Source organism: Ralstonia sp. ASV6 (genome assembly GCF_016429285.1).
GTDB lineage: Bacteria > Pseudomonadota > Gammaproteobacteria > Burkholderiales > Burkholderiaceae > Ralstonia > Ralstonia flaminis.
This window is the reverse complement of sequence record NZ_JAELUI010000002.1, coordinates 39818-63424: the sequence shown is the minus strand read 5'-3', so window position 1 is coordinate 63424 and position 23607 is coordinate 39818. Positions and strand designations below refer to the sequence as shown.

At 64.8% G+C, this 23607-nt stretch carries 23 protein-coding genes and 1 pseudogene; 11 read left to right on the top strand and 13 right to left on the bottom strand.

What is annotated here, in order from left to right:
- Positions 1-2: 2 nt before the first annotated feature.
- The 3 genes and pseudogenes from JHD73_RS00670 to JHD73_RS00660 form a co-directional block, all read right to left on the bottom strand.
- Positions 3-674 carry a 2-hydroxychromene-2-carboxylate isomerase gene (locus tag JHD73_RS00670; RefSeq protein WP_199026681.1) on the bottom strand — a complete coding sequence of 224 codons (672 nt, stop codon included), beginning with the start codon at positions 672-674 and terminating at the stop codon, positions 3-5.
- Positions 667-1423, bottom strand: a pseudogene (locus JHD73_RS29480) (CmcJ/NvfI family oxidoreductase). Before JHD73_RS29480 ends, JHD73_RS00670 begins: the two are co-directional and overlap by 8 nt.
- A gap of 147 nt (positions 1424-1570) precedes the next feature.
- Positions 1571-2515 (bottom strand): LysR substrate-binding domain-containing protein, encoded by a 945-nt coding sequence (locus JHD73_RS00660; protein ID WP_199026680.1) that lies wholly within the window; start codon positions 2513-2515, stop codon positions 1571-1573.
- Between the two features lie 139 nt (positions 2516-2654).
- On the opposite strand from JHD73_RS00660, the gene JHD73_RS00655 reads away from it, so the two are divergent.
- From JHD73_RS00655 to JHD73_RS00630, 7 genes are all read left to right on the top strand, one after another.
- Positions 2655-3872, top strand: a complete 1218-nt coding sequence (locus JHD73_RS00655; RefSeq protein WP_199026679.1) for an MFS transporter — start codon at positions 2655-2657, stop codon at positions 3870-3872.
- The gene (locus tag JHD73_RS29475; protein WP_269848259.1) at positions 3869-3997 is read left to right on the top strand and encodes a hypothetical protein; all 129 of its coding nucleotides are present in this window, start codon (positions 3869-3871) and stop codon (positions 3995-3997) included. The genes JHD73_RS00655 and JHD73_RS29475 overlap by 4 nt, the downstream gene beginning before the upstream one ends.
- Before the next feature lie 109 nt (positions 3998-4106).
- Positions 4107-4745, top strand: coding sequence for a 7-carboxy-7-deazaguanine synthase (gene queE / locus JHD73_RS00650; protein WP_199026678.1), 639 nt, complete (start codon positions 4107-4109; stop codon positions 4743-4745).
- A gap of 75 nt (positions 4746-4820) precedes the next feature.
- Complete coding sequence (gene queD / locus JHD73_RS00645; protein WP_009238193.1) at positions 4821-5297, top strand: 6-carboxytetrahydropterin synthase QueD; 477 nt, start codon at positions 4821-4823, stop codon at positions 5295-5297.
- Positions 5298-5326: 29 nt separating this feature from the next.
- Positions 5327-5869 carry a tRNA adenosine(34) deaminase TadA gene (gene tadA / locus JHD73_RS00640; RefSeq protein WP_199026677.1) on the top strand — a complete coding sequence of 181 codons (543 nt, stop codon included), beginning with the start codon at positions 5327-5329 and terminating at the stop codon, positions 5867-5869.
- Positions 5870-5878: 9 nt separating this feature from the next.
- Positions 5879-6802 carry a muramoyltetrapeptide carboxypeptidase gene (ldcA, locus tag JHD73_RS00635; protein WP_199026676.1) on the top strand — a complete coding sequence of 308 codons (924 nt, stop codon included), beginning with the start codon at positions 5879-5881 and terminating at the stop codon, positions 6800-6802.
- Between the two features lie 111 nt (positions 6803-6913).
- A complete protein-coding gene (locus JHD73_RS00630) occupies positions 6914-8536 on the top strand; it encodes an ABC-F family ATPase (RefSeq protein WP_199026675.1) in 1623 nt (540 codons plus the stop codon).
- A gap of 68 nt (positions 8537-8604) precedes the next feature.
- Here JHD73_RS00630 and JHD73_RS00625 read toward each other — a convergent pair whose 3' ends face one another.
- Positions 8605-9132 (bottom strand): hypothetical protein, encoded by a 528-nt coding sequence (locus tag JHD73_RS00625; protein ID WP_199026674.1) that lies wholly within the window; start codon positions 9130-9132, stop codon positions 8605-8607.
- A 153-nt stretch (positions 9133-9285) separates the two neighbouring features.
- On the opposite strand from JHD73_RS00625, the gene JHD73_RS00620 reads away from it, so the two are divergent.
- Entirely contained in the window at positions 9286-10722 is a 1437-nt protein-coding gene (locus JHD73_RS00620; protein ID WP_199026673.1) for an aldehyde dehydrogenase family protein, read from the top strand.
- Positions 10723-10776: 54 nt separating this feature from the next.
- On the opposite strand, the gene JHD73_RS00615 is transcribed toward JHD73_RS00620, so the two are convergent.
- Positions 10777-11010: a DUF1289 domain-containing protein gene (locus tag JHD73_RS00615; RefSeq protein ID WP_199026672.1), complete on the bottom strand. Its 234-nt coding sequence runs from the start codon at positions 11008-11010 to the stop codon at positions 10777-10779.
- 59 nt (positions 11011-11069) lie between these two features.
- Positions 11070-12929 (bottom strand): glycoside hydrolase family 15 protein, encoded by a 1860-nt coding sequence (locus tag JHD73_RS00610; protein WP_199026671.1) that lies wholly within the window; start codon positions 12927-12929, stop codon positions 11070-11072.
- Positions 12930-13161: 232 nt separating this feature from the next.
- Between JHD73_RS00610 and JHD73_RS00605 the strand changes: the two genes are divergently transcribed.
- From JHD73_RS00605 to JHD73_RS00595, 3 genes are all read left to right on the top strand, one after another.
- Entirely contained in the window at positions 13162-14394 is a 1233-nt protein-coding gene (locus tag JHD73_RS00605) for a DUF2252 domain-containing protein (RefSeq protein WP_199026670.1), read from the top strand.
- 151 nt (positions 14395-14545) lie between these two features.
- On the top strand, positions 14546-16087 hold the full coding sequence (locus JHD73_RS00600; RefSeq protein ID WP_199026669.1) for a methyl-accepting chemotaxis protein: 1542 nt from the start codon (positions 14546-14548) through the stop codon (positions 16085-16087).
- A 124-nt stretch (positions 16088-16211) separates the two neighbouring features.
- A complete protein-coding gene (locus JHD73_RS00595; protein WP_199026668.1) occupies positions 16212-16679 on the top strand; it encodes a hypothetical protein in 468 nt (155 codons plus the stop codon).
- Positions 16680-16688: 9 nt separating this feature from the next.
- On the opposite strand, the gene JHD73_RS00590 is transcribed toward JHD73_RS00595, so the two are convergent.
- The 7 genes from JHD73_RS00590 to JHD73_RS00560 form a co-directional block, all read right to left on the bottom strand.
- A complete protein-coding gene (locus JHD73_RS00590; protein WP_199026667.1) occupies positions 16689-17411 on the bottom strand; it encodes an MgtC/SapB family protein in 723 nt (240 codons plus the stop codon).
- A 109-nt stretch (positions 17412-17520) separates the two neighbouring features.
- A complete protein-coding gene (locus tag JHD73_RS00585) occupies positions 17521-18624 on the bottom strand; it encodes an SDR family oxidoreductase (RefSeq protein ID WP_199026666.1) in 1104 nt (367 codons plus the stop codon).
- A gap of 281 nt (positions 18625-18905) precedes the next feature.
- Positions 18906-19937 carry an XdhC family protein gene (locus tag JHD73_RS00580; protein ID WP_199026665.1) on the bottom strand — a complete coding sequence of 344 codons (1032 nt, stop codon included), beginning with the start codon at positions 19935-19937 and terminating at the stop codon, positions 18906-18908.
- A gap of 49 nt (positions 19938-19986) precedes the next feature.
- Positions 19987-20643 carry a CoxG family protein gene (locus tag JHD73_RS00575; protein ID WP_199026664.1) on the bottom strand — a complete coding sequence of 219 codons (657 nt, stop codon included), beginning with the start codon at positions 20641-20643 and terminating at the stop codon, positions 19987-19989.
- Positions 20634-21893 carry a VWA domain-containing protein gene (locus JHD73_RS00570; RefSeq protein ID WP_199026663.1) on the bottom strand — a complete coding sequence of 420 codons (1260 nt, stop codon included), beginning with the start codon at positions 21891-21893 and terminating at the stop codon, positions 20634-20636. The genes JHD73_RS00575 and JHD73_RS00570 overlap by 10 nt, the downstream gene beginning before the upstream one ends.
- Complete coding sequence (locus JHD73_RS00565) at positions 21890-22792, bottom strand: MoxR family ATPase (protein WP_199026662.1); 903 nt, start codon at positions 22790-22792, stop codon at positions 21890-21892. Before JHD73_RS00565 ends, JHD73_RS00570 begins: the two co-directional genes overlap by 4 nt.
- A gap of 8 nt (positions 22793-22800) precedes the next feature.
- On the bottom strand, positions 22801-23607 hold the full coding sequence (locus tag JHD73_RS00560; RefSeq protein WP_199026661.1) for a xanthine dehydrogenase family protein subunit M: 807 nt from the start codon (positions 23605-23607) through the stop codon (positions 22801-22803).

Genomic DNA, 23607 nt, shown 5'->3' with positions numbered 1-23607 from the left:
GGCTATCCGGGGTAAGGTGGATACGGGTTGGACTGCAAGGCTGAGGCACAGGCGAGCGCGTCATCCAGGCGGTCATTGCCCCAGAACATCGCGTCACCGACAAAGAACGTGGGAGCGCCAAAGATGCCACGAATCTGCGCCGCATGCGTTTGTTCGCGCAGGCTCAGCTTGTTGGCGTCGGACAGCGCTTCGGCCAAGATCGCACTGGCGGGAAGCCCGAGTGCGGTCAGTTCTTCACGCACGGCTTCCGGTGTGTGGATGTCGTGGTCCTGGGCGAAGTTGCGCAGCATGATGCGCTGGCAGAACGCGCCGATCCAAGGCCGATCTGCGCCCAGCAGCGCCACGCGCAGCGGCAGCACGGAGGCACGCGGGAAGGTGCTGGGCCTCACCCAGGGCACGCCGATCTTGTGGCACTCCCGGGCGATGTCGTGCCACATGTAGTCGCCCTTGGCTTTCTGCAGCATGAACGGCGAGTTGCTCCAACCGAGCGACTGGAAGATCGGCCCGAGCAGAAACGGCTTCCACACGATGCGCACGCCCTGGCGTATGGCTGCCGCCTCAATACGCATCACGCTCAGGTAGCTGTAGTTGCTGGCGAAGTCGAACCAGAACTCGACGGTGGGTGTGGGGAAGAGGGCCTCCCACGTGGCGTTGTACGGGGCGAGCTTAGTCATAGACCACCAGGCAGCGGATTTCGATGCTCTCGCGCGGCGGTGTGCCGGCCGGCGCCGCAGGGTGGGCAAACGCGGCATGCGGTGTGAAGCGCGCCACGCCGCTGGCCTGCGAGTCGTACTGCTTGAACACCAGCGCCTCGTGCCGATCGATCGCCGAGGCGTACCACCAGCGGTGGCGGGGGTTGTGGGTGGCAAGGTACAGCTCGCCGGTGCGCGTGGGGTAGCGGATTTCGGCGGCGACGAGGTCGGCAGCGTTCACGCTGCGCGCGTCGCACAGGGCTAGCGGCGTATCGAGCACCGGCCCACGGATCGAGCGCCAGATGTTGACGATGCCATAGCGCCAAACGGCGGCGGCCTGTGCCGGATTGGTCAGCACGCGGCCCAGGCGCAGGCGGCCGGAGGCTTCGGTGTAGTCGTTGTGGATGCGGCCGACGGCAGAAGGGGGGGCCGTCGCCTTCGCGCCCGAAGGTCAGGGTGGGGCGGCTCGGGTCGCGCTTGCGCACAAGGTGATCGAATACATGTGCGCTGCGGGCACCTGTTGCGGCGGTGGCGAGTTCGGCGGCCTCTGCATAGTAGATCGAGCGGATCGCCTCTTCATCGCCAAAGTCCGTCATGCGCGTGGGAGCCTCGGCGAGGATGAAGCCTTCGCGCTCAAGGGCCGGCGTGGCAGAACGCATGTCGGCGATGCTGACCTCGTGCAGTTCGTATTCGCAGGTCTGCCAAGGCTCGCCGGCAGGCGGTGGGTACATGTAGTTGATCGGGGTGCCGGTGCCGGGTTTGACGTAACTCAGGCCACCGACCACCGTTTGTGGTCGGGTATGAGGGGCCATGCAGCCTCCAACGTGGGTGTCGTTGGCTGCATTACACGTGGTGCGCTGCGTGCGCTCAAACGTGTTTCATGCAAGTTCGGATGCGCTGGGCGCATGCGAGGCCTGGGCGGCGGCTTCAGCACGAATCCATTCGGCCACGTCGCGCACATCGCGGCGCGGGTTGGGCTCGGACTGGATCAGCCAGTACGCATGCGCGTTGTGCACGCCAGGGGCCGTGGTTGGCACGCGCACCAGCCTGCCGTCGGCCAGCAGAGGGGAGATCAACTCCAGTCGCCCAAGCGCAATGCCCTGGCCCGCCACGGCCGCGTGGATGATCTGGTCGTGCTGGTTGAAACGCAGCACCGTGCGCGGTTTGGCGTGGCTCCAGCCAGCGGCGGCCAGCCAGTCGGTCCATTGGAGCCAGGGGCGGCGCAGGTCGCGGTCGTCAAAGTCGAGCAGGGTCTGGCCTGCCAGCGCGTCGGCGGAATCGAGCGGACGCAGCGCCAGCGACGGATGGGCAACCGGCACCACGGTTTCCCCAAACAGCCGGATTGCGCCGGGCGGCGCATCCCCCGGCGGGCAGTAGCGGATGGCCAGTTCGATGCCTTCGTTCTTCAAGTCGACAAGGCGGTTGTTGGTGGCCACGCGCACATCGATGTCCGGGTACTGCTGTTGGAAGCGCGCCAGGCGCGGCAGTAGCCACAGGCCCGTCACGCCGATGCTGGCGGTGATCGTGACAGGCCGGCGCTCGGCTGCCACGCGAATGGCGCCGATGGCGTCCTGCAACTGCTGCACGGCGCTGTCGGCGCTGCGGAACAGGCGCTCGCCCTCGGGCGTGAAGGCAATCGAGCGGTGCCCGCGCACTAGCAGCTTCACGCCCAGTGCTTCTTCCAGCACCGACACTTGGCGGCTCACGGCCGATTGGGTCAGGCACAGGTCATCGGCGGCCAGCGTGATGCTCATGCGCCGGCCCACGGCCACGAAGCCGCGCAGCAAGTCCAGGGAGGCCAATCGAACCAACGGTGTCGACATGCGTTTTCCTCATGTGAAGCGTTCTCAAAGATCAATTGAGAACCCCCAATGTGGCGAAGTTTAATAAGCCATCGGACGACATTCCAGTCAAACGCAAGCCTGCAGGATAGGAATGTCAGTCGCCACGGAGAACACACCCATGACATCGAAATCGTTGACGCAATCGCCTTGGCTGCCGGTACTGGCCGGCGGGGCGGTGATCGGCCTGGCGCTGGGCATCCGTCACGTGCAGGGCCTGTTCCTGGTGCCCATTACCATGGACCACGGCTGGACGCGCGAGACCTTCGGCCTGGCCATCGCACTGCAAAACCTGATCTGGGGCGCGGCGCAGCCGTTTGCCGGCATGCTGGCGGACCGCTTTGGGGCGGCCAAGGTGGTGGTCGCGGGTATCGTCGTCTATGCGCTGGGTTTGGTCCTGATGGCGCATGCGGGCACGCCGCTGGGCTTTACGTTATCGGCGGGCGGGTTGATCGGCATGGGGCTCTCCGGCACCTCATTCGGCGTGGTGTACGGCGCGATCAGCCGGCTTACGCCACCTGAGCGGCGTAGCTGGGCGTTGGGTGTGGCGGGCGCGGTGGGCGGTGTCGGCCAGTTCATCATGGTGCCGACGGCGCAGGGGCTGCTGAGCAACGTCGGCTGGGTGACGGCGCTGGTGGTCATGGCCGTGGTGATGGCGGTATTCCTGCCGCTGGCCGCGCCGCTGCGTGAGAAGGCCGCCACCGCCGTGGCGCAGGAGGCGCACCAGAGCATGGGAGCCGCCATCCGCGAGGCTTTTGCGCATCCGGGCTTCTGGCTGTTGAACCTCGGCTTTCTGACGTGCGGGTTCCAGCTTGCCTTTATCGGGGCTCACATGCCGGCATACCTGCTCGACAAGGGGTTGACGGCGCGGCACGGCATGATTGCGCTGGCGTTGATTGCGGCCGCCAACATCGTCGGCACCTACTACTGCGGCGCGCTGGGCGGGCTGTTCCGGCGCAAGTATCTGCTGTCGCTGCTGTACCTGATTCGCACAGCGGCGATTGCGTTGTTCATTCTGCTGCCGCTGTCGCCGGTCACGTTGTATGGGTTTGCCATCGTGATGGGGTTGCTGTGGCTGGGCACGGTGCCGCTCACCAATGGGCTACTGTCGCAGGTGTTTGGGGTGCGCTATATCGGCACGCTGTTTGGGTTCGTGTTCCTGGGCCACCAGGTTGGTGCGTTTCTTGGGGTGTGGCTGGGTGGCGTGGTGTACGACCGCCTGCACTCGTACGACGCCATCTGGATTGGCGCGATGGTACTCGGCATAGTGGCCGCGCTGCTGCACTGGCCGATCGATGACCGTCAATTGGCGCGCAAGCCTGTCGTGCAACCAGCATGAACGGGCGACTCAAACGTTGGGCGGCGTGGGCGCTGGCGGCAACCAGCGCGGCGTTGGTCTTTGCGGCGTGGCTGACACCGGAGGGTGCGTTTTCGTTTGTGACGCTGGCGTCCTTCTGCGGATAACCCCGATTTGTGAAACAATATCGAGTTATTCACTAGTGGGTACTGGTACGGTTTGCGCGGGAAATGGGGTGCTTTTGCATCATCTTCCTGTGAATGCCACCGTTCAGACATGACTTACGCCGTCAAGGAAATCTTCTACACGCTGCAAGGCGAGGGTGCCAACACCGGCCGCGCAGCCGTCTTCTGCCGCTTTGCCGGCTGCAACCTCTGGAGCGGGCGCGAAGCCGATCGCGCCACCGCCGTCTGCCAGTTCTGTGACACCGACTTTGTTGGCACGGATGGCACGCAAGGCGGCAAATACACCACCGCAGATGCCCTGGCCGATACCGTCGCTGCAGAATGGCCGGCCGACGCCGCGGGCGGCAAGCCGCTCGTCATCTGCACCGGTGGCGAGCCGCTGCTGCAACTGGACACCCCTCTGATCGACGCGCTGCACGCACGCGGCTTCGAAATCGCCATCGAGACCAACGGCACCATCGCCGTGCCCGAGGGCATCGACTGGGTGTGCGTGAGCCCGAAGATGGGCTCGGAGCTGGTCGTCACACGTGGCGATGAGTTGAAGGTCGTGATCCCGCAAGACGGGCAAGACCTGGACGCATATGAACGGCTGGATTTCCAGCATTTCTTCCTGCAAGCCATGGATGGTCCGCTTGCGCGGCAGAATACGGTGGCAGCCGTTGCGCTGTGCCAGCGCCGCCCGCGCTGGCGCCTGTCGCTGCAAACCCATAAGATGCTGGGCATCCGCTAAGGCGGGCCGCAGCATTTTGTCCCAGTCGTTCCAGCCGTTTTGCGGCGTTCGCTGCCGCCCAGTCCTTTGCGCTCCATGACCAAGACCGTTTCCATCACGCGCCGGCTCGAGTTTGATGCCGGCCATCGCATCCCCGGCCACGCTGGCCAGTGCCGCAACCTGCACGGCCACCGTTATCAGCTTGAACTCACGCTCACCGGCGAAGTCCTGCACAACGACAAGGCCGCCGACGACGGCATGATCCTCGACTTTGGCGACGTCAAGCAGCTTGCCAACAAGCACCTCGTCGACCTGTGGGACCACGCGTTCCTGGTCTATCGCGGCGACACGAAGCTGGTCGAATTCCTGAACGACATGGAAGGCGGTCACAAGACCGTTGTGCTGAACGACGTGCCGACCGTCGAGAACCTCGCGCAAGTCGCGTTCGACATTCTCGAACCCGTGTTCCGCAATACGTTCGGGCACCATCTGCGCCTGTCCAAGCTGGTGCTGTACGAAACGCCCAACTGCTGGGCCGACGTGAAGCTCGCGCGCCCGCACGAGCAGGATTGATCGGACTGTCCCGATACGCCGCGATACGCATGACCACGCCCCACGTCCTCACGCCGCCCGCCGACATGTCCGCCCACGAGCGTGACGGCTACTGGATGCAGCAGGCGCTGGTGCAGGCCAAGTTTGCGTGGGGACAGGGCGAAGTGCCCGTAGGCGCGGTGGTGGTGCGCGGCAACGAGATCGTCGGCGTCGGCTACAACGCGCCGATCGGCACGCACGACCCATCTGCGCATGCCGAGATGCGTGCCCTGCGCCAGGCTGCCGAAAAGCTTGGCAACTACCGCTTGCCCGACTGCGAAGTCTTCGTGACGCTGGAGCCGTGTGTGATGTGCGCTGGCGCCATGCTGCATGCCCGTGTGGCACGCGTCGTCTATGGCGCGCCCGATCCCAAGACCGGCGCTGCGGGCAGCATCCTCGACCTGTTTGCCGAGACACGCCTGAACCACCAGACCGCCATCACTGGCAGCGTGCTCGCGCAGGAATGCGGCGACATGCTGCGCGCCTTCTTTGCCGAGCGTCGTGCGAGCCAACGTGCTGCGCGGCTGGCTTCCACCGAATCCGATCCGACCTGAACTGACCGCATGCCGACCACCGTCCGCCTGATCGCTCCCTCTGGGTACCCGAACGATGCTGAGCTCGCAAAGCGCGGCGCTGCGGCGCTGCGGGCGCAGGGCTGCGAGCTGGTGAATACGGAATGCCTCGCGCGCCAACATCAGCGCTTTGCCGGCGACGACGATGCGCGGCTGGCCGATCTGCACCAGATCGGCACTGGCGGCGGTCAGGAAATCGCCATGGCTATCCGCGGCGGTTACGGGCTGACGCGGTTGCTGGACCGCATCGACTTTGCGGCCATCCACCAGCGTGCGCAGGCCACCGATGCCATCATCGTCGGCCATAGTGATTTCACGGCGTTTTCGTTGGGGTATCTGGCCGCGACGGGCGGCGTGACATTTGCCGGGCCGCACCTGTGCTCGGATTTCGCGCTGCCCGAGGTGGACGCCTACATGGTCGAGCATTTCTGGGGCATCCTGCGCAGCCCAAACTACGCGTTGCGCGTGGATGTTCCGCAGACCACGGCTCGCCCAGGGCGCATTGCCGGCACGCTGTGGGGCGGTAATCTGGCCATGCTGTGCAGCCTGGTTGGTACCCCATATCTGCCCAAGATCGACGGCGGCATCCTCTTCGTTGAAGACATCAACGAGCATCCGTATCGGGTTGAGCGCATGCTGCTGCAACTGCAGCAGGCCGGTGTGCTGGAGCGCCAGCAAGTACTGATGCTCGGCGATTTTTCTGGCTACCGCACCACGCCGTACGACGCGGGTTACGACTTCAGCCTCATGTGCGATTACCTGGCCGCGCGGCTGCCGATTCCGGTCGTCACCGGCCTGCCGTTCGGCCATTGCCCGACCAAGGCGACGCTGCCGATTGGCGCGCAGGCCGCGCTGGACATCGACGCCACGGGCTTTACGCTGCACTTGACCGGCTATCCGACGCTGCGCGGCTAGACTGCTTGTCCGTCCGGGTCATCTCCGGATGGTAAAATCCCAGGTTCCCTAAATGGCGAACGGCTAAATGCCTGCCGCGCCAGATCACCGCTTTCCAATCAAGGTTTCCACGTGCTTTCCACCGCCAACATCACCATGCAGTTCGGGCCCAAGCCCTTGTTCGAGAACATCTCGGTCAAGTTTGGCGAGGGCAATCGCTACGGCCTGATCGGTGCCAACGGCTGTGGCAAGTCGACCTTCATGAAGATTCTGGGCGGTGATCTGGAGCCGAGCGCCGGCAACGTGATGCTGGAACCGGGCGTGCGCCTGGGTAAGCTGCGCCAGGACCAGTTCGCCTACGAAGACATGCGCGTGCTGGACGTGGTGATGATGGGCCACACCGAAATGTGGGCTGCCGCGCAAGAGCGCGACGCCATCTACGCCAACCCGGAAGCCACCGACGACGACTACATGAAGGCCGCCGACCTGGAGGCCAAGTACGCCGAATACGATGGCTATACCGCCGAAGCGCGCGCTGGTGAGCTCCTGCTGGGCGTCGGTATCCCGACCGACCAGCACAGCGGCCCGATGAGCGGCGTCGCTCCGGGATGGAAGCTGCGCGTGCTGCTGGCACAGGCACTGTTCTCGAACCCGGACGTGCTGCTGCTGGACGAACCGACCAACAACCTCGACATCAACACGATCCGCTGGCTGGAATCGGTGCTCAACGAGCGCAATTCCACGATGATCATCATTTCCCACGATCGCCACTTCCTGAACTCGGTCTGCACCCACATGGCCGACATGGACTACGGCACGCTCAAGGTCTATCCGGGCAACTACGACGACTACATGGAAGCCTCCCTGCAGGCGCGTGAACGCCTGCAGGCCGCCAACGCGCGCGCCAAGGAGCGCATCTCCGACCTGCAGGACTTCGTGCGCCGCTTCTCGGCCAACAAGTCCAAGGCACGCCAAGCCACGTCGCGCCTGAAGATGATCGACAAGATTAAGGTGGAAGACATCAAGCCGTCGTCGCGCCAGAACCCGTTCGTGCGCTTCGAGTTCGAGAAGAAGCTGCACAACCTGGCGGTGGAAACCGAGAACGCGCGCAAGACCTACGACCGCAAGATTTTCGACAACCTGACCATGGCTGTGCGTGCCGGCGAGCGTATTGCCATCATCGGCGAGAACGGCGCGGGCAAGACCACGCTGCTGCGTTCGCTGCTGAACGGCGCGGTCAAGACCGGCGTGCAGCGCGGTATCGAGATCGACGGCGGCACCGTCAAGTGGGCCGAGCACGCCAATGTCGGCTACATGCCGCAGGACACCTACGAAGAATTCCCCGAAGACCGTGACCTGATGGACTGGATGAGCCAGTGGACGCAGGCCGGTGATGATGACCAATCCCTGCGCGGCACGATGGGCCGCCTGCTGTTCTCGGCCGACGACATCAAGAAGAGCGTCAAAGTGCTCTCGGGTGGCGAGAAGGGCCGCATGATCTGGGGCAAGCTGATGCTGGGCCGCCACAACGTGCTGGCGCTGGACGAGCCGACCAACCACATGGACATGGAGTCGATTGAGTCGCTGCAGATCGCGCTGGACAAGTTCGAAGGCACGCTGATCTTCGTGTCGCATGACCGCGAATTGATCAGTGCCCTGGCCACGCGCATTATCGAAGTGCGCCCGAACGGCACGCTGACCGACTATCTCGGCACTTACGACGAGTACCTGCAGAGCCAGGGCGTGGAGGTCTGAGTACCTCACACGTACTCCACAAAAAAGGCAGCTTCGCGCTGCCTTTTTTGTTGCCTGCACGTGCAACTCTAGCCTGTCGCCTCGTCGATCAGCAGATCAAGCTGGGCGATCACGTTGGCGGCTTCCGGCTCGCCGCGCGCCTTGGCGAGTGCGGCCTTGAGTGCGTCGCGCAGGGCGACGAGGTCGGCCACATTGCCGGCCTTTTCCACCTTCATTTCGAGCAGGTAGCCGCGCAGGCCGAGGTAACGGCTGATGGTCTCGGTATAGAAGCGGTAGAGGCGCTGATAGCCTTCAACGCCGCGCTCGCCAGAGGCAGCGCTTGGCACGGGCGCGGCAGGCGTGTCTGGTGCGGAGGCAGCTTCACTTTTGGCGGGCGTTGCCGACATCCCGTGTGAGCGGATATACCCGGCGTGCTCCAGTTCTTCGAATACCGCCTGGTTCATGCCCAGTGGCGCGAGCTGGACGAGGATCTCGTCGCAGGTCTTTTCGCCGTTGACCATCAGCAGCAGTGCGCGGTGTTTCTGATCCAGGTGGTAGGCGCGCGTGCGGATTTCTTCCTGCCCCTTGTCGGTTTTCTGGTAGATGCTGGCGGTCATGCGTGTCTCCCTCGGCCGGCGCGTCTGCAGTGCGCGCTCTGCTGGCTCTACAATAGGACGATCATAACCGCCCGGGTAGCGACGGCGATCCTAGTCACAACCCGGATAGCACAACGCGCAGACCGCGCATCCACCAGAGCGAGACAAGCAACGATGCAGCAACGCGACAAGCTTTTCATCAATGGCAAGTGGGTGGCGCCGCAGGGCAAGGGCGTCATTGAAGTGATTCATTCGGCCACCGAAGAGGTGATGGGGACGATCCCTGAAGGCAGCGCTGCCGATGCCGAAGCCGCCGTGGCGGCCGCCCGCGCTGCGTTCGACGGATGGGCTGCCACGCCCGTGGCCAAGCGCGCCGAGTACATCCAGAAGATCACCGACGGTCTCAAGGCCCGAAGTGAAGAGCTGGCGCAGCTGATTGCCGGTGAAGTCGGCATGCCGATCAAGCTGGCGCGCGCCATCCAGGTGGGCGGCCCGGTGTTCAACTGGGGCAACTTCGCCAAGCTGCTCGGCAAATTTGAATTTGAAGAGCAGGTCGCCAACTCGCTGGTGGTGCGCGAGCCGGTGGGTGTGGTGGGCGCCATCACGCCATGGAACTACCCGCTCAATCAGATCACGCTGAAGGTTGCCCCCGCGCTGGCCGCTGGCTGCACGGTGGTGCTCAAGCCGTCGGAAGTGGCGCCGCTCAACGCGTTTGTGCTGGCGGAGGTCATTGAAGAAGCTGGCCTGCCGCCGGGCGTGTTCAACCTTGTTACCGGCTATGGCCCGGTGGTGGGTGAGGTGCTGGCAAGCCATCCGGATGTCGACATGGTGTCGTTCACGGGCTCGACGCGTGCGGGCAAGCGCGTGGCCGAACTGGCATCGCAATCGGTCAAGCGTGTGGCGCTGGAGCTGGGCGGCAAGTCCGCCTCGGTAATCCTGGATGACGCGGATTTGTCGGCTGCGGTCAAGGGAACGCTGTCGGCGTGCTTCCTGAACTCCGGGCAGACCTGCTCGGCGCACACCCGCATGCTGGTGCCCCGTGCGAAGTATGAAGAGGTCAAGGCGCTGGCCGCGCAATTTGCGGCGAGCTACGTGCCGGGCGACCCCGCGCAGGAGACCACGCGCCTGGGCCCACTGATCTCCGCCGTGCAGCGCGATCGTGTGCTGGGCTACATCCGCAAGGGTCTGGAAGAGGGGGCTGAACTCATCGCCGGTGGTACCGATGCTCCGGAGGGATTGTCCACCGGCTTCTTCGTCAAGCCGACCGTGCTGGGCAACGTCAAGACCACGGACACCGTAGCGCGCGAAGAGATCTTCGGCCCGGTGCTCACCGTGATCTGCTACGACAACGAGGATGACGCCATCCGCATCGCCAACGACAGCATCTACGGCCTGGGCGGCGGCGTGTGGTCGGGGGATGAGGCGCGGGCGATTCGCGTGGCGCGACGCATTCGTACGGGGCAGGTCGACATCAACGGTGGGCCGTTCAACATGCAGGCGCCGTTTGGCGGCTACAAGCAGTCCGGCAACGGGCGCGAGAACGGCAAGTACGGGCTGGAGGAGTTCCTGGAGTACAAGGCGCTGCAGCTCAAGCCCGCTCAGACGGCTTGACGCGCCTGCTGCATCAACAAAAAACCCGGCTTCGGCCGGGTTTTCTTTTGGGGCTTACTTGCGGCTGCCGTCAGCGTTGTAGCCCTGGGCTGTGCCTTCGGCCAGGATGCGCGTCCAGACGGCGTTGCGCTCGTCATCGGTCATGAACACCCAATTGCTGACTTCCAGCTGGGTGCGCCCGCAGCCTTGGCAGACCTCATCGAAGAGGGTTGAGCAGATGCCAACGCACGGGCTGTCGGGGCGGCCGAGCAGGGTGCTTTCGGGCGCACTGGAGATGTCGTCGGGCATGGCGGGGGGCAGTTGAATCGGTTGGGCCGCCATTCTACCGGGACGGCGGATTCAGTTTTCTAGATGCTTGCCCGTTGACTGACATGGTTGGCCGCGGCCGACAGCGCCAACGCCGAGTTCACCAAAGCGATATGCGAGAACGCCTGGGGAAAGTTGCCCGTCAACCGTCGCGTGCGCGGGTCGTACTCTTCCGAGAGCAAGCCCACGTCATTGCGCAGCGCCAGCAGCTTCACGAACAACGCGCGGGCTTCTTCATTGCGGCCCTGGAGGACGAGGTTGTCGACATACCAGAAGCTGCACGCAAGGAAGACGCCTTCGCCCTCGGGCAGTCCATCCGCCACGGCCTCCGTGCGATAGCGGCGTACGAGACCATCGACGAGCAGATCGTCCTCGATGGCGCGCACCGTGGCCTGGATGCGCGTGTCCGTTGCGGGCAGGAAGCCAACCAGCGGCAGCATCAGTAAAGCGGCATCCACCTCTTCGCCGCCGTAGCTCTGCACGAAACAGCCGCGGCGTGGGTGGATGCCACGCGTGCAGACCTCAGCATGAATGCGGTCGCGCACCGCGCGCCAGCGCTCAAGGGGGCCTTCCACGCCAAATTGCTCGATGCTTTTGACGGCGCGGTCAAACGCCACCCACGCCATCACCTTGGAATGCGTGAAGTGCTGGGATGGGCCACGCACCTCCCAGATGCCTTCGTCGGGGGACTGCCAGATGTCTTCCAGATGCGTCATCAGTGCGACTTGCAAGTACCAGGATGCGTCATCACCCGCCAGGCCGCCCTTGCGGGCAAGGTAAAGCGCATCCATCAGTTCACCGTAGACATCGAATTGGAGCTGCTGCGCTGCTGCATTGCCAACGCGCACGGGTTGTGCGCCTTCATAGCCGGGCAGCCAGGGGACGGTCCATTCGCCCAGACGGCGTTCACCGGCAATGCCGTACATGATCTGCACTTGCGCAGGACTACCGGCGATGGCGCGTTCAAGCCAGGCGCGCCAGGCGCGTGCCTCATCGTAATAGCCGGCGTTCATGAGGGCGAGCAGCGTGAGGGTGGCGTCGCGCAGCCAGCAATAGCGGTAATCCCAGTTGCGTACGCCACCAAGCTGTTCGGGCAGCGATGTGGTGGGCGCGGCGACCACGCCGCCGGTACGGTGATACGTCAGCGCCTTGAGCGTGATAAGCGAGCGCTCGACAGCCTCCGTCCATTCATCGGCGCCCTGGCACCGACTCGACCACGCGCGCCAGCGCGCCTCGATGTCGAGCTGGGCTTCCAGTGCGTCGATGGACGCCGGCAGCGGTAGATGCGAAGGAGAGTGCGTCAGCACGAAAGGTATGGCCTCGCCTTCGGCCACCGTAAATTCGGCCACGGTGGAGAGGTTCTCGCCGCGGAGCGGGGCCGGCGTGCGCAGCGTCACCATGTCGGGGCCGGCAATGGCTCGCAGTACGCAGTCGGCGTTGTCGCATGCGCTGTTGGCAGGGGCACCGGTGGTTTCGACCACGCGACTGACCCACGGCACAGAGGTGCCGTAGTCGAAGCGCAACGTCAGGTCCATGCGCATGGCAACCGCACCCGAAATGCCCCGCACGATGCGCACGAGATCCGACGTATCGTCGCGCGCGCTGGGCGTGCCCGGCAGGCGTACGGGCATCAGGTCGGTCAGGCTGACGGTGCCGGTGTCAGTCTCGAAAATGGTCTCCAGCACAAGCGTGCCAGGCAGGTAACGCCGGTTGACACGACCAGCGGCACATTGTGGCGCGATCTGCCAGCGGCCATGATCAGGCGTGCCCAGCAGGGCGGCAAAACAGGCGCCTGAATCGAACCGGGGCCAGCATAGCCAGTCGATGGAACCGTTGCGAGAGACCAGCGCAGCGGTTTCGCAATCGCCGATCAGGGCGTAATCTTCGATTTTCGAGGGCATGGGGCTGTCTACCTATGAAGCGTGCGCATGTCGGTCCGAGTGGGGGCCAGATGCGCGAAGGACGCCTTGCAAGGGAGCATTCCCATTGCAAGCCGACAAAGCAGATGGCCCCCACTCGGGCCAACCCGAAGGGCAAGGGGCAGATGGGCCGCGGTGTCGTCCACGCTTAGCCCAGTGGCCTGCATGCACACGTTGATCTCACACTCCACTCCAACAATCGATAAGGCCGACCATGCACGAGAGTACCCGCGTCATTCTTGAGTACAACGCCGGGCGAGACCCGGAGCGCCTCACGCGCAAGCTGGCTGCCATCGCCGCCGATCCGTTCTCATTCTTTCGCGGCACCAACAATCTGTATGCGGCATCGATGATCGATGCGCCGCTCATGCACGAAGCGCCCCGCACGCTGGTCTGCGGCGATCTGCACCTGGAGAACTTCGGCAGCTTCAAGGGCGATAACGGCCTGGTCTACTTCGACATGAACGATTTTGACGAAGCACTGACCGCGCCGTTTACCGTTGACCTCGTGCGCGTGCTGTCGAGCCTGCAGGTGGCCGCATGTAGCTGGAAGCTGGCTGATGAAGACGCAAACAACCTCTGCCGGCGGTTTCTCGATACCTATGCTGCGGCGCTGGTCGACGGCAAGCCACGCTGGGTTGAGCGCGCCACCGCCACCGGCATCGTGCGTACTTTGCTGCGCGGCCTGCGCAGGCGCAACCGCGCGACGTATCTGGCCGAGCGCACCGAGCGTAACGGTAACCAGATCAACCTGCGCATCGATGGGCGCCGCACATTGCGTGCCAGCAAGGAAGAGGCCCAACGCGCGCGCCGCATTCTCCAGGCGTATTCCGAGCAGGGGAACGGACACGGCCAACGCTTCGTTGCTGTGGATGTCGCGCGTCGCATTGCCGGCACGGGCAGCCTGGGGCTGGAACGCTATTCGGTGCTGGCCCGCCCCGAGAACGCCCCCGACACCCTGCGTCTGATCGACATCAAGCTCTCCGTACCGAGCGTTTGGGCCGGCGTGCTGGGCGACGCATGCAGCGTGGCGCCGTGGCATAGCGAGGCAGGGCGTGTGGTTGGCATCCAGCGCATCTCGCAGGCGATTTCACCGGCGTTGCTGCGCGGCGTCGTCTACGGAGCCAAGGGTGAAAAGCCGAAGTCGTACGTGGTCAAAAGCCTGCAACCCACGGCTGATCGCGTGGAGTTGGGCTCCGGCAAGCACGTCGTCGCCAATCTGGACGACGCGCTGCAGACCATGGCCCGTGTGGCCGCGTGGTGTCATCTGCGCAGTTGCGGCCGCCTCGGGACTGATCTGGTCGAGGCTGTGCAGGACTATGCAGCCGGCACGGCGTGGCGCAAATCCGCGCTCAAGCTGGCCACGCACGGGCGGAAGGTGTCGCTCAAGCAGTGGGCCGAGTTTGCGGAGGACTATCGGCAGGCGCGCAAGGGCAAGGCAGGCTAAAGCCTTGAGCCAGGGGCGGTGTCAGGTGATGCATTGTGCATGCCGCCCTCAAGTTCCCGCCGCGGGCGACCGATAGTGCCAAGGTAGCCGGCCGCCCGGCGCGATCGTCGCGCCTGCGTGAGAAGCCGCGCACGTTACCTTCGCCGCGCCCATGTCTGCCCGATTGACCATCCGCACCCGCCTGGTGCTCACGGTTTCCATCCTGTTTCTGCTGGCCTTACTGATTGGTGTGGCTGGGCTGCTTGGCCTGCGTGATGCCAATCGCGCACATGAACAGACGTTCACCAACCAGTTTCCGTCTGCGCTTGCCCTGGGCGAATCCGACCTGAGTCTCACCCGCGCACGCACCGCGCTCGACAAGGCGATGCTGTACCCGGAAGACAAGGGCGCCATGCAGTTGCTTGACCGCACCGAAGAGCTGATCACCCGCTCGGACGAGGCATGGAAGAAGTACCTGGCCCTGCCGCGCGACGATGAGGAGGAGCGCCTGGCCAAGGAAGTCGCCACCAAGCGTGAAGCCGCATCAGGCACGCTGCGCGACATCATCAAGGCACTGCGCGCCGGTGACCGCGCCACGGCCGACAAGATCATGGAGAAGGGCGTCTCCAAGGCCTTCCGCGATTCGAATGACACCAGCCTGGCGCTGAGCAAGAAACAGCTGGCCTTTTCCAAAGCCAACTACGATGAATCGCGCGAGGCCTACGCGCGTTTCCGCATGATCGTGATTGCCGCCATCGTTTTTGCGTTGCTGGTGGCGTTGGTGTGCGCATGGTCGCTGCTGCGCGCCATTGTCGGCCCGCTGAACGCCACGCTGGCACAGTTTGACCGCATCGCCGCAGGCGATCTGACGCAGCCCGTGCGTGTTGACCGTCAGGACGAGATGGGCCGCCTGCTCGAAGGTCTGGCCCGCATGCAGGGCGCGTTGACCGATACCGTGCGCCGTGTGCGCACCGGTTCCGAATCGATCGGCGCGGCCACCAAGCAGATTGCTGCCGGCAATGCCGATCTTTCGCAGCGCACGGAAGAGCAGGCCAGCTCGCTGGAGGAAACCGCATCCAGCATGGAAGAGATGACCTCCATCGTGCGCCAGAACGCGGACAACGCCCGTCAGGCCAGCCAACTGGCTGACAGTGCATCCCACGTGGCCAGCCAGGGCGGTGCAGTGGTGACCGACGTGGTGGCGACCATGCGCGAGATCAGCGCGTCCTCGCGCACGGTGTCCGAGATCATCGGTGTGATTGACGGCATTGCCTTCCAGACCAACATCCTGGCGCTGAACGCCGCCGTGGAGGCCGCTCGCGCAGGCGAGCAAGGCCGTGGCTTTGCCGTGGTGGCCGGTGAAGTGCGCAACCTCGCGCAGCGCAGCGCCGCGGCGGCCAAGGAGATCAAGGAGATGATCGAGGCCTCGCTGTCCAAGGTGGAGACGGGTAGTGCGCTGGCCGAGCGTGCCGGCACCACCATGGAAGACATCGTCGCCTCCATCCGCCGTGTGACCGACATCATGGGCGAGATTGCAGCCGCCTCCAACGAGCAAAGCTCGGGCATCGAGCAGGTCAACAAGGCTGTCACGCTGATGGACGAAGCCACGCAGCAGAACGCTGCGCTGGTGGAGCAGGCGGCCGCAGCGGCCGAGTCGCTGGAAGAACAGGCGCAGGTGCTGAACGCCGCTATCGCAGCCTTCCGGCTGGCGTAAGCATATCGACACCGGATTGGATACAAGCGGTCGTTTTGATCGGCATGTGTGGCAATGACTTGCCTTGAACGCCGTTTCGGTTGATATAACCGGAACGCTTATTCAAGGATCAAGGAATCACGCCATGCCGTTCATCATTGCTGCGTTTGCGCTGGTTGGTCTGCTCATCTACGGCGCAGTCCGGCTGTACGTATCGGTTGCAGCAGCGTACGGGGCCATCGCGGGCGGCGCTGCGGTATTGACCGCGGCAGCGCTCATCACCGGGGCCGTCGTCAGCCTGATCCGCCGCCACCGTGCGGTGCATGGCGTCAACGTGAAGGGCCAGCGGGTTGTGTCCTTGAGCGGAAGCTGGGGGCAGATTGCTGTTGATGCCGAACAAAAGCGCGGGTCATTGCGTCTGCATGCCCAGGACGCGCGATTCCTCTTTGCTGATATTGCCGGTGCCGATGCGGTTGAGCGCGACGGCGCGTGGTCTCTTGTGCTGCGCCTGAAACATCAGGCGCAGGCGGATTGGCAGATTCCGATGCGCAATCGCCAGGAAGCGAAGCGCTGGGCCAAGATCATCGCCCTGGCGGCCACACAGGAGCTTTAAGCGCAGCGGCTACTCCGTCGTGCTCGGGTTCCAGAACGCCTGGGCGATGTGCGGCTGTGCTTGCAGTGCACTGACGATGCGGTCCAGCTCGGAGGCATTCACCGCGGTGGACATCAGCATGGCTTCGATTTCCACGTGGTCTTCGCCAAAGGGCTCGACCGACAGATCGCTGACGGGATAGCTGGCTTCTTCCAGCAGGCGCTCCAGATCGGCCAGGGCCTCCTTCTGGCGATTGCTGGTGGAGATCACGCACATCGTGTACGTGACTTCGCTGGCTTGGTTATCCAGCGGCGTGCGGTTGATGCGGTTCACCACGGGCCGCAGCAGGATGTTGGAGGCCAGCACGAACAACGAGATCAACACGGCCTGGCCGATCAGGTCCGAGCCCGCCGCCGCGCCTACGGCGGCCGAGCCCCACAGCGTGGCAGCGGTATTCAGCCCACGCACGTTCAGCCCTTCCTTCATGATGGTGCCGGCACCCAGGAAGCCCACACCCGAGACCACGTAGGCAATCACGCGGGTGGTATCCGATGCGGTGCCGATCTGCGCGGCCATATCAACGAAGGCTGCCGCCGCCACCGCCACCAGCGCATTGGTGCGCAAGCCCGCCGTCCGCTGCCTGACCTGCCGCTCGAAGCCGATCAGCGAGCCGAGCGCAAACGCGGCGGCAAGGCTGATGAACGAATCCAGCAACGTGGCGAAATTGAGATGAATGAGGGCTTGCAGCTGCATCGGCGGCTCCTTGTTATGCAGACCGGAGTCTTGCTCAGGTGCTAAATGAGGCGCCGATGGTTATAGCACGGCGCCATGACACGCCGTGCGAGCCGGATAGGCCAGACGGCTACTTATAGTCCCACTGCATCTGCTCGGGAATCGGCACGGCGTCCGACGTATCGAGGCAGCGGTCGAGGTAGGCGAGCAGGGAGCGCGGCTGGAAGCCGGTCTCCTGCACCAGTCGCGTGTTGTCGAACACGTAGCTCATGCTGGCGAACTTGGCATACAGGTGGATGCAGCGCGCAACCAGTCGCACATTGCCGTCACCCGTCATGCTCAGGAATTTACGCGCCAGTGCTTTCTCAGCGATTTTTTCCTGATACACGTACCCGGCGAGCGCCTGGGCGTCTTCTTCCGGGGTCTTGCAGCGCTTGAAGCGCGGGTACAGCGTTTCGATGCGCTCGGAGTTCGCATCGCCGGCACTGATGTGGTACAGGTCGTGCGCCAGCGTGGGCTTGGTCGCCAGCCTGACGATGGCCTCGGCGCAGTCGTCCACCGGCAGGATGTCTACACGGTCCGACAGCTGACAGCTGAAGGTCTCCAGCATGGCCACCATGCGCAGCATCCAGAAGATGCTGCCCGAGGGCTCGCAGCCCAGCGTGCTGTGACCGACCACGATGGACGGCCGTACCACCACCAGCGGCAACTCGGGCACGACTTCGCGCAGCTTCAACTCGGCCATCCCCTTGGAATACGTATAGGGCACGGCGTGCTGCTCGATCGGCGGCACATCCCAGCTTTCGTCTACATGGCGATTGGCCAGTTGGCCGCACGACATGGCTGTGCCGATCTGCAGGAAACGCTTGAGGCGTGAGCCCTGCGCAGCCAGCCGGCCCAGCGCCAGCACGCCGCCCACGTTGGTATCCCATAGCGACGGATGGTTCGAGAACGTTGCCAGTGCTGCGCAGTTGATGATGACTTCCGGATCGCCCAGCTTGGCCTGGCCGGCGTCGCGCAGGTCGAACAGCACGATCTGCGATTCGGTGATGCCGTCCAGCACGGCTTGCGGCAACTGGAACCGGCGCAGGTTGTTGCGCAGGCGCGTGAGCCCATCCGCGGGCGTGTCGCCGCGCACGGCAAAGCGCGTGTCGCCCAGTAGACCCTTGGCGGACAGATCTGCGGCAATAGCGCCGCCCACAAAACCGGTCGCGCCGGTTAGCAGAATACTCATGCGAGAAAGCTCGAAATCTTTGAAGTGCGAAGCGAGCGACCAACCCGCCTGCCAATAACCGCATCGGTGCCGCATGTGCGGACACGGAACGCTGGTGGTGCGCGCATGCCCCAAACGGGCGCATCTGCAGGGCGCGCAAGGTGCGAGACTCGCCGTGCCGCGTGACAGGTGTTACGCGGTGCGGTCAGACGCCGCGCAGAATCAGCGATTTATAAGAATGTAACCTTTCAAGCGCCTTTCGGCACGCCCTTTTGTAGACCTTTCGCGCTAGAAGGTTGACTTTAGGCATGCGGCACTGCGCAGCTGGACGTGCCATTGGCCGCAATTTCGCGCGCGGCCTTGGCCCCTTCCACCTGCAGGAGGGTCGGTAGCGAAACGCCGTTCTTGGCAGCCGTCACCTCGGCCAGGATGGAGATGGCGATCTCCGGTGGCGTGCGGCTGCCGATGTAGATGCCGACCGGGCCATGCAGGCGTGCCAGTTCGGACTCGGTCAGGTCGAACTCTTTCAGGCGTTCGCGGCGGCTGGCGTTATTGCGGCGGCTGCCGAGCGCGCCCACGTAGAAGGCAGGCGTCTTGAGCGCTTCCATGAGCGCCAGGTCGTCGAGCTTGGGGTCGTGCGTGAGGGCGATGACGGCACAGCGTTCATCCATCTTCATGGCCATGACCGTGTCGTCGGGCATGGTGCGGACCATCGCGACGCCCGGGATATCCCATTCTTCGCTGTACTCTTCACGCGGGTCGCACACGGTCACCTGATAGTCCAGGCCCACGGCAATCTGGCATAGATAGCGCGAGAGCTGCCCCGCGCCGATGACGAGCATCCGATAGCGCGGGCCGTGAATGGTGACGAGGCGTTCTTCATCAAACTGCAGGCCATCGGTCACGGTGGCGTGCTGCAGCTGCGTTGCGCCCGTGGTCATGTCGAGCGTGCGGGCGACAAGCTGGCCGGCTTCCACGGCGTGCAGCAGGGCATCCAGGCCGCTGGCGGCGTTCAGCGGCTCCAGCACGAGCTGGAGCGTGCCGCCGCAGGGCAGGCCGAAGCGGTGCGCCTCTTCAGCGCTGATGCCGTATTTGACGGCCTCAGGCTTGACCTGCTGCAGGCCTTCGCGGCGCACGCGGTCGATGAGGTCGTCTTCAATGCAGCCGCCCGACACCGAGCCGACGACGACACCATCGTCGCGCAGGGCGAGCATGGCGCCTTCAGGCCGGGGCGATGAGCCCCAGGTCTTCACAACGGTGACGAGCAGCACACGCCGCCCCTGTTCCAGCCAGCGCACGCTGGTTTTCAAGACTTCAAGATCGACGCTGTCCATGATGCGTTTCCTACGCTTATGCGCGGTATTCAATGCGGGGGATGCCCGATTATGCCCCGTGGTGCAAAAACAGGTAGGCCGCCGCCACGGCCACTGCAGCCACGATGATCCACGGCCACGGATTGCGAGGCTGCACGGCGGGACTGATGATCGGCGCCGTATCGGCAGCAGGTGGTGCCCCGTGTGCCCTCAGTTCGCCGGCGGCAATATCTGGAATGGCATGTTCGGCGGGCTGGTTGCCGAGCGCGGCCGCGCCATCGGAAGCGGGGCCGAATTCTGCCGCAAAACGCTGGAAGAATTCGTCAGCCAATTTGCGTGCAGCGCCGTCAATCAAGCGTGAGCCGATCTGCGCGAGCTTGCCGCCCACCTGTGCATTGGCGGTGTAGGACAGCCGCGTGACCGTTGGCCCCTCGGGCGCGAGCTCCACTTGCGCATTGCCTTTGCCGAAACCTGCGGCGCCGCCCTGGCCGTCGAAGTGCAGGGTGTAGCTGCGCGGCGGCGCCATATCGGTGAGCTCCATGCGCCCTTTGAACCGCGCCTTGACAGGGCCGACGGCCGCCGTCATCGCGACCTCGTAGGCGTTGTCGCCGGCCGCGGTGATGCTCTCGCAGCCCGGGATACAGCGCTGCAGCACGGCGGGATCGTTGAGCGCATCCCAGGCGGTCTGCAGGGGTACGGGCAGGAGATGGGTCTGGGCTAGTTCCATGGTGCGGTCGGAAGGGCTGGGGAGGGGGAGCGCTCAGGGCGCAGGGGGTGAGGAAACGGGGCGCGGCGAGCGTGCGCCAGTTCCTGCTCCAGCGCCGCCAGGCTGTCGAAATGATGCGCCGGCACCATCGCGTCGACGTGCGGCAGGATGGCCCGCACGCCGCGTGCCCGGGGCTCGAAGCCAGCAAAGCGCAGCAGTGGGTTGAGCCAGACGATACGGTGAGCAAAGCGTGCCAGGCGGGCCATCTCGGTGTCGAGCAGGTCGATGTGTTCGTGGTCCAGACCGTCGGTCACGAGGAGCACGGTGGCTCGGCCAGACAGTGTGCGGCGCGCCCAGCGGCGGTTGAACTCGGCCAGGGCTGCCCCGATGCGCGTGCCGCCGGACCAGTCCGGCACGAGCTGCGCGATGGCTTGCACGGCGATGTCCGGATCACGCTCGCGCAGATGCCGCGACACGTTCGTCAGCCGCGTGCCGAACAGAAAGGCCTGGATGCGCTCGCGCGATTGCAGCAGCGCGTGGCAGTAGTACAGCACCGCGCGCGAATAGCGGCTCATCGAGCCGGAGATGTCGAGCAGCAGCACGAGCGGGGGCGTGCGGTCGACCGGCTGACGGTACTTCCAGCCTGTCCAGTCGCCACCGGCGCGCACGGCCTGACGCGCGGTCGCGCGCAGGTCCGGATGGCGCCCGCGTGAGGCGGCTTTCAGCCGACGTGTGCGCTCTTGCGCCAGATGCACCCGCCGGCGCCGGATCATATGCTGCAGCGTGCGCCACTCGGCGGCGTTGAGCGTGTCGAAGTCGCGCGTGCGCAGCGCTTCGTTTGCAGAAAACGCCATCGGCGCAACGATGTCGTGCCGCTCGCCGTCGGGCTTGGGGCCGGGTGGCAGGTTGGTCGACGGCTGCGCGCGCAGCGCATCAGCCAAGCGGTTGCTACGCGCGGGTGGAATGCCGCCACGCACCTTCGGCAGCAGCAGGGCGCGCAGCTTGCCCTCCCAATCCGGGTCGCGCCAGAACACGTTGAATGCGGCATCAAACAGCGTGCGCTCGTCCGGGTGCGAGACCAGCAAAGCGGTCAGCGCGGCTTTGACGTCGTCTCGGCGGCCAATGTCGATATGGCCCATGGCTTCAATGGCATCTACGGCGCGCGAGGGCGCGAGCGGCATGCCGGCGTTGCGCAACAGGCGCACAAAGTGCGTCACGTTGCGGGCGAGGGTGGGCAACTGAGGCGGTAACGGCGCGGCCAACGTGTTCATGGTGACTCCGGCAGCGCAGGTGCGGCCAGCAGTTGCTGGATGGTCGGCGCATCCACGCGGGCCAGGTCGTCTTGGTACTTGAGCAGCACGCCCAGCGTGTCCTGCACCGATTGCGGATCCAACTCCGTCACGTTGAGCGCTGCCAGTGCACGGCACCAGTCGATGGCCTCAGCTATGCCGGGGGCTTTGAACAGATCAATGCCGCGCAGGCGGTGCACGAAGTCCACCGCGCGCTGCTGCAATCTGGCGGCAGCCTCGGGCGCGCGCTGCGCCACGATCTGCAACTCGCGCGCTTTGTCCGGATACCCAATCCATTGATACAGGCAGCGCCGCTTGAGCGCGTCGTGCACCTCTCGCGTGCGGTTTGAGGTCATGATGACCAACGGAATGACTTGTGCGCGTACCGTGCCGAACTCCGGAATCGACACCTGAAAATCGGACAGCAGCTCCAGCAGGAACGCCTCGAACGGTTCGTCGGCGCGGTCGATCTCGTCAATCAGCAGGACGCGGGGCGTGTTGGGATGCGCGGGGTCGGGCAGCAGCGCTTGCAATAGTGGGCGCTTGAGGAGGAATTCATCTCGGTAGAGCGTGTCGGCACGGGGTTTTTCACCCGCCGCTTCGGCCAGGCGCAGCGCCATGATCTGGCGCGGGTAGTCCCATTCGTAGAGGGCGCTGGCGGTGTCCAGCCCTTCGTAGCATTGCAGCCGCAGCAGCGTCGTGCCGAGCAGCCCGGCCGCGGCCTTCGCCAGTTCGGTCTTGCCGACGCCGGGTTCGCCTTCCAGAAACAGCGGCCGCTGCATGCGCAGCGCGAGGAACAGGGCTGTCGCCAACTCACGGCTGGCGAAATAGCCCTGGTCCTGCAATTGCGCGATGCAGTCGTCGATGGAGTCGACGGGCATGCCGCTCCTTAGTGGTGTTTGGCCAGTGCGTGCTCCACGGCGCGGGCTGCCAGCACCGGGATCAGGTGCGCCCGATATTCCGGCGAGGCATGCAGATCGCCCACCAGATCATCAGCCGATACCACCACCTTGCGCGCCGCCTCCGAGGTGAAGTTGGCCGCCAGTGCCTGCTCCAGCGGTGTACAGCGGAATACGCACGACGCCGCTCCTGTGACTGCCACGCGCACGTTGTTGCCCTTGCGGCTGACAAACACACCCACCAGTGCAAAGCGCGAGGCCGGGTTGCGGAATTTCACGTACGCGGCCTGGTCCGGCACGGGAAACTGCACCTCGGTGATGAGTTCATCCGCAGCCAGCGCTGTTTCATACATGCCGAGGAAGAAGTCGTCCGCCGCGATGTTGCGCCGCTCAGTGACGACGGTGGCATTCAGCCCCAGCACGGCAGCTGGGTAGCATGCAGCGGGGTCGTTGTTGGCGAGCGAGCCGCCCAGCGTACCCATGGCGCGCACCTGTCTGTCGCCGATGCCACCGGCGAGTTCCGCCAGCGCGGGCAGCATGCGGAGAATCTCGTCGCTCTCAGCCACATCGGCATGGCGCGTGGCCGCGCCCATGGTGATCACGCCCGGCTGCGAACGGATGCCCAACATGCCGGGAATGCGCGTGACATCCACCAGCGTGGAGGGTTGTGCCAGCCGCAGCTTCATCGCCGCCAGCAGGCTCTGCCCGCCGCCGAGGTACTTGGCGTCTGCGTGCGTCTTCAGGGCGGTGACAGCGGTCTGGGCGTCGGTGGCTTTCTGGTACTCGAAGTCGTACAT

Bases quoted from the DNA above. Each gene is read 5' to 3' on its own strand.
- JHD73_RS00670 (WP_199026681.1), bottom strand. From the start codon at position 674: ATGACTAAGCTCGCCCCGTACAACGCCACGTGGGAGGCCCTCTTCCCC.
- JHD73_RS00660 (WP_199026680.1), bottom strand. From the start codon at position 2,515: ATGTCGACACCGTTGGTTCGATTGGCCTCCCTGGACTTGCTGCGCGGC.
- JHD73_RS00655 (WP_199026679.1), top strand. From the start codon at position 2,655: ATGACATCGAAATCGTTGACGCAATCGCCTTGGCTGCCGGTACTGGCC.
- JHD73_RS29475 (WP_269848259.1), top strand. From the start codon at position 3,869: ATGAACGGGCGACTCAAACGTTGGGCGGCGTGGGCGCTGGCGGCAACC.
- queE (WP_199026678.1), top strand. From the start codon at position 4,107: ATGACTTACGCCGTCAAGGAAATCTTCTACACGCTGCAAGGCGAGGGT.
- queD (WP_009238193.1), top strand. From the start codon at position 4,821: ATGACCAAGACCGTTTCCATCACGCGCCGGCTCGAGTTTGATGCCGGC.
- tadA (WP_199026677.1), top strand. From the start codon at position 5,327: ATGACCACGCCCCACGTCCTCACGCCGCCCGCCGACATGTCCGCCCAC.
- ldcA (WP_199026676.1), top strand. From the start codon at position 5,879: ATGCCGACCACCGTCCGCCTGATCGCTCCCTCTGGGTACCCGAACGAT.
- JHD73_RS00625 (WP_199026674.1), bottom strand. From the start codon at position 9,132: ATGACCGCCAGCATCTACCAGAAAACCGACAAGGGGCAGGAAGAAATC.
- JHD73_RS00620 (WP_199026673.1), top strand. From the start codon at position 9,286: ATGCAGCAACGCGACAAGCTTTTCATCAATGGCAAGTGGGTGGCGCCG.
- JHD73_RS00615 (WP_199026672.1), bottom strand. From the start codon at position 11,010: ATGCCCGACGACATCTCCAGTGCGCCCGAAAGCACCCTGCTCGGCCGC.
- JHD73_RS00610 (WP_199026671.1), bottom strand. From the start codon at position 12,929: ATGCCCTCGAAAATCGAAGATTACGCCCTGATCGGCGATTGCGAAACC.
- JHD73_RS00605 (WP_199026670.1), top strand. From the start codon at position 13,162: ATGCACGAGAGTACCCGCGTCATTCTTGAGTACAACGCCGGGCGAGAC.
- JHD73_RS00600 (WP_199026669.1), top strand. From the start codon at position 14,546: ATGTCTGCCCGATTGACCATCCGCACCCGCCTGGTGCTCACGGTTTCC.
- JHD73_RS00595 (WP_199026668.1), top strand. From the start codon at position 16,212: ATGCCGTTCATCATTGCTGCGTTTGCGCTGGTTGGTCTGCTCATCTAC.
- JHD73_RS00590 (WP_199026667.1), bottom strand. From the start codon at position 17,411: ATGCAGCTGCAAGCCCTCATTCATCTCAATTTCGCCACGTTGCTGGAT.
- JHD73_RS00585 (WP_199026666.1), bottom strand. From the start codon at position 18,624: ATGAGTATTCTGCTAACCGGCGCGACCGGTTTTGTGGGCGGCGCTATT.
- JHD73_RS00580 (WP_199026665.1), bottom strand. From the start codon at position 19,937: ATGGACAGCGTCGATCTTGAAGTCTTGAAAACCAGCGTGCGCTGGCTG.
- JHD73_RS00575 (WP_199026664.1), bottom strand. From the start codon at position 20,643: ATGGAACTAGCCCAGACCCATCTCCTGCCCGTACCCCTGCAGACCGCC.
- JHD73_RS00570 (WP_199026663.1), bottom strand. From the start codon at position 21,893: ATGAACACGTTGGCCGCGCCGTTACCGCCTCAGTTGCCCACCCTCGCC.
- JHD73_RS00565 (WP_199026662.1), bottom strand. From the start codon at position 22,792: ATGCCCGTCGACTCCATCGACGACTGCATCGCGCAATTGCAGGACCAG.
- JHD73_RS00560 (WP_199026661.1), bottom strand. From the start codon at position 23,607: ATGTACGACTTCGAGTACCAGAAAGCCACCGACGCCCAGACCGCTGTC.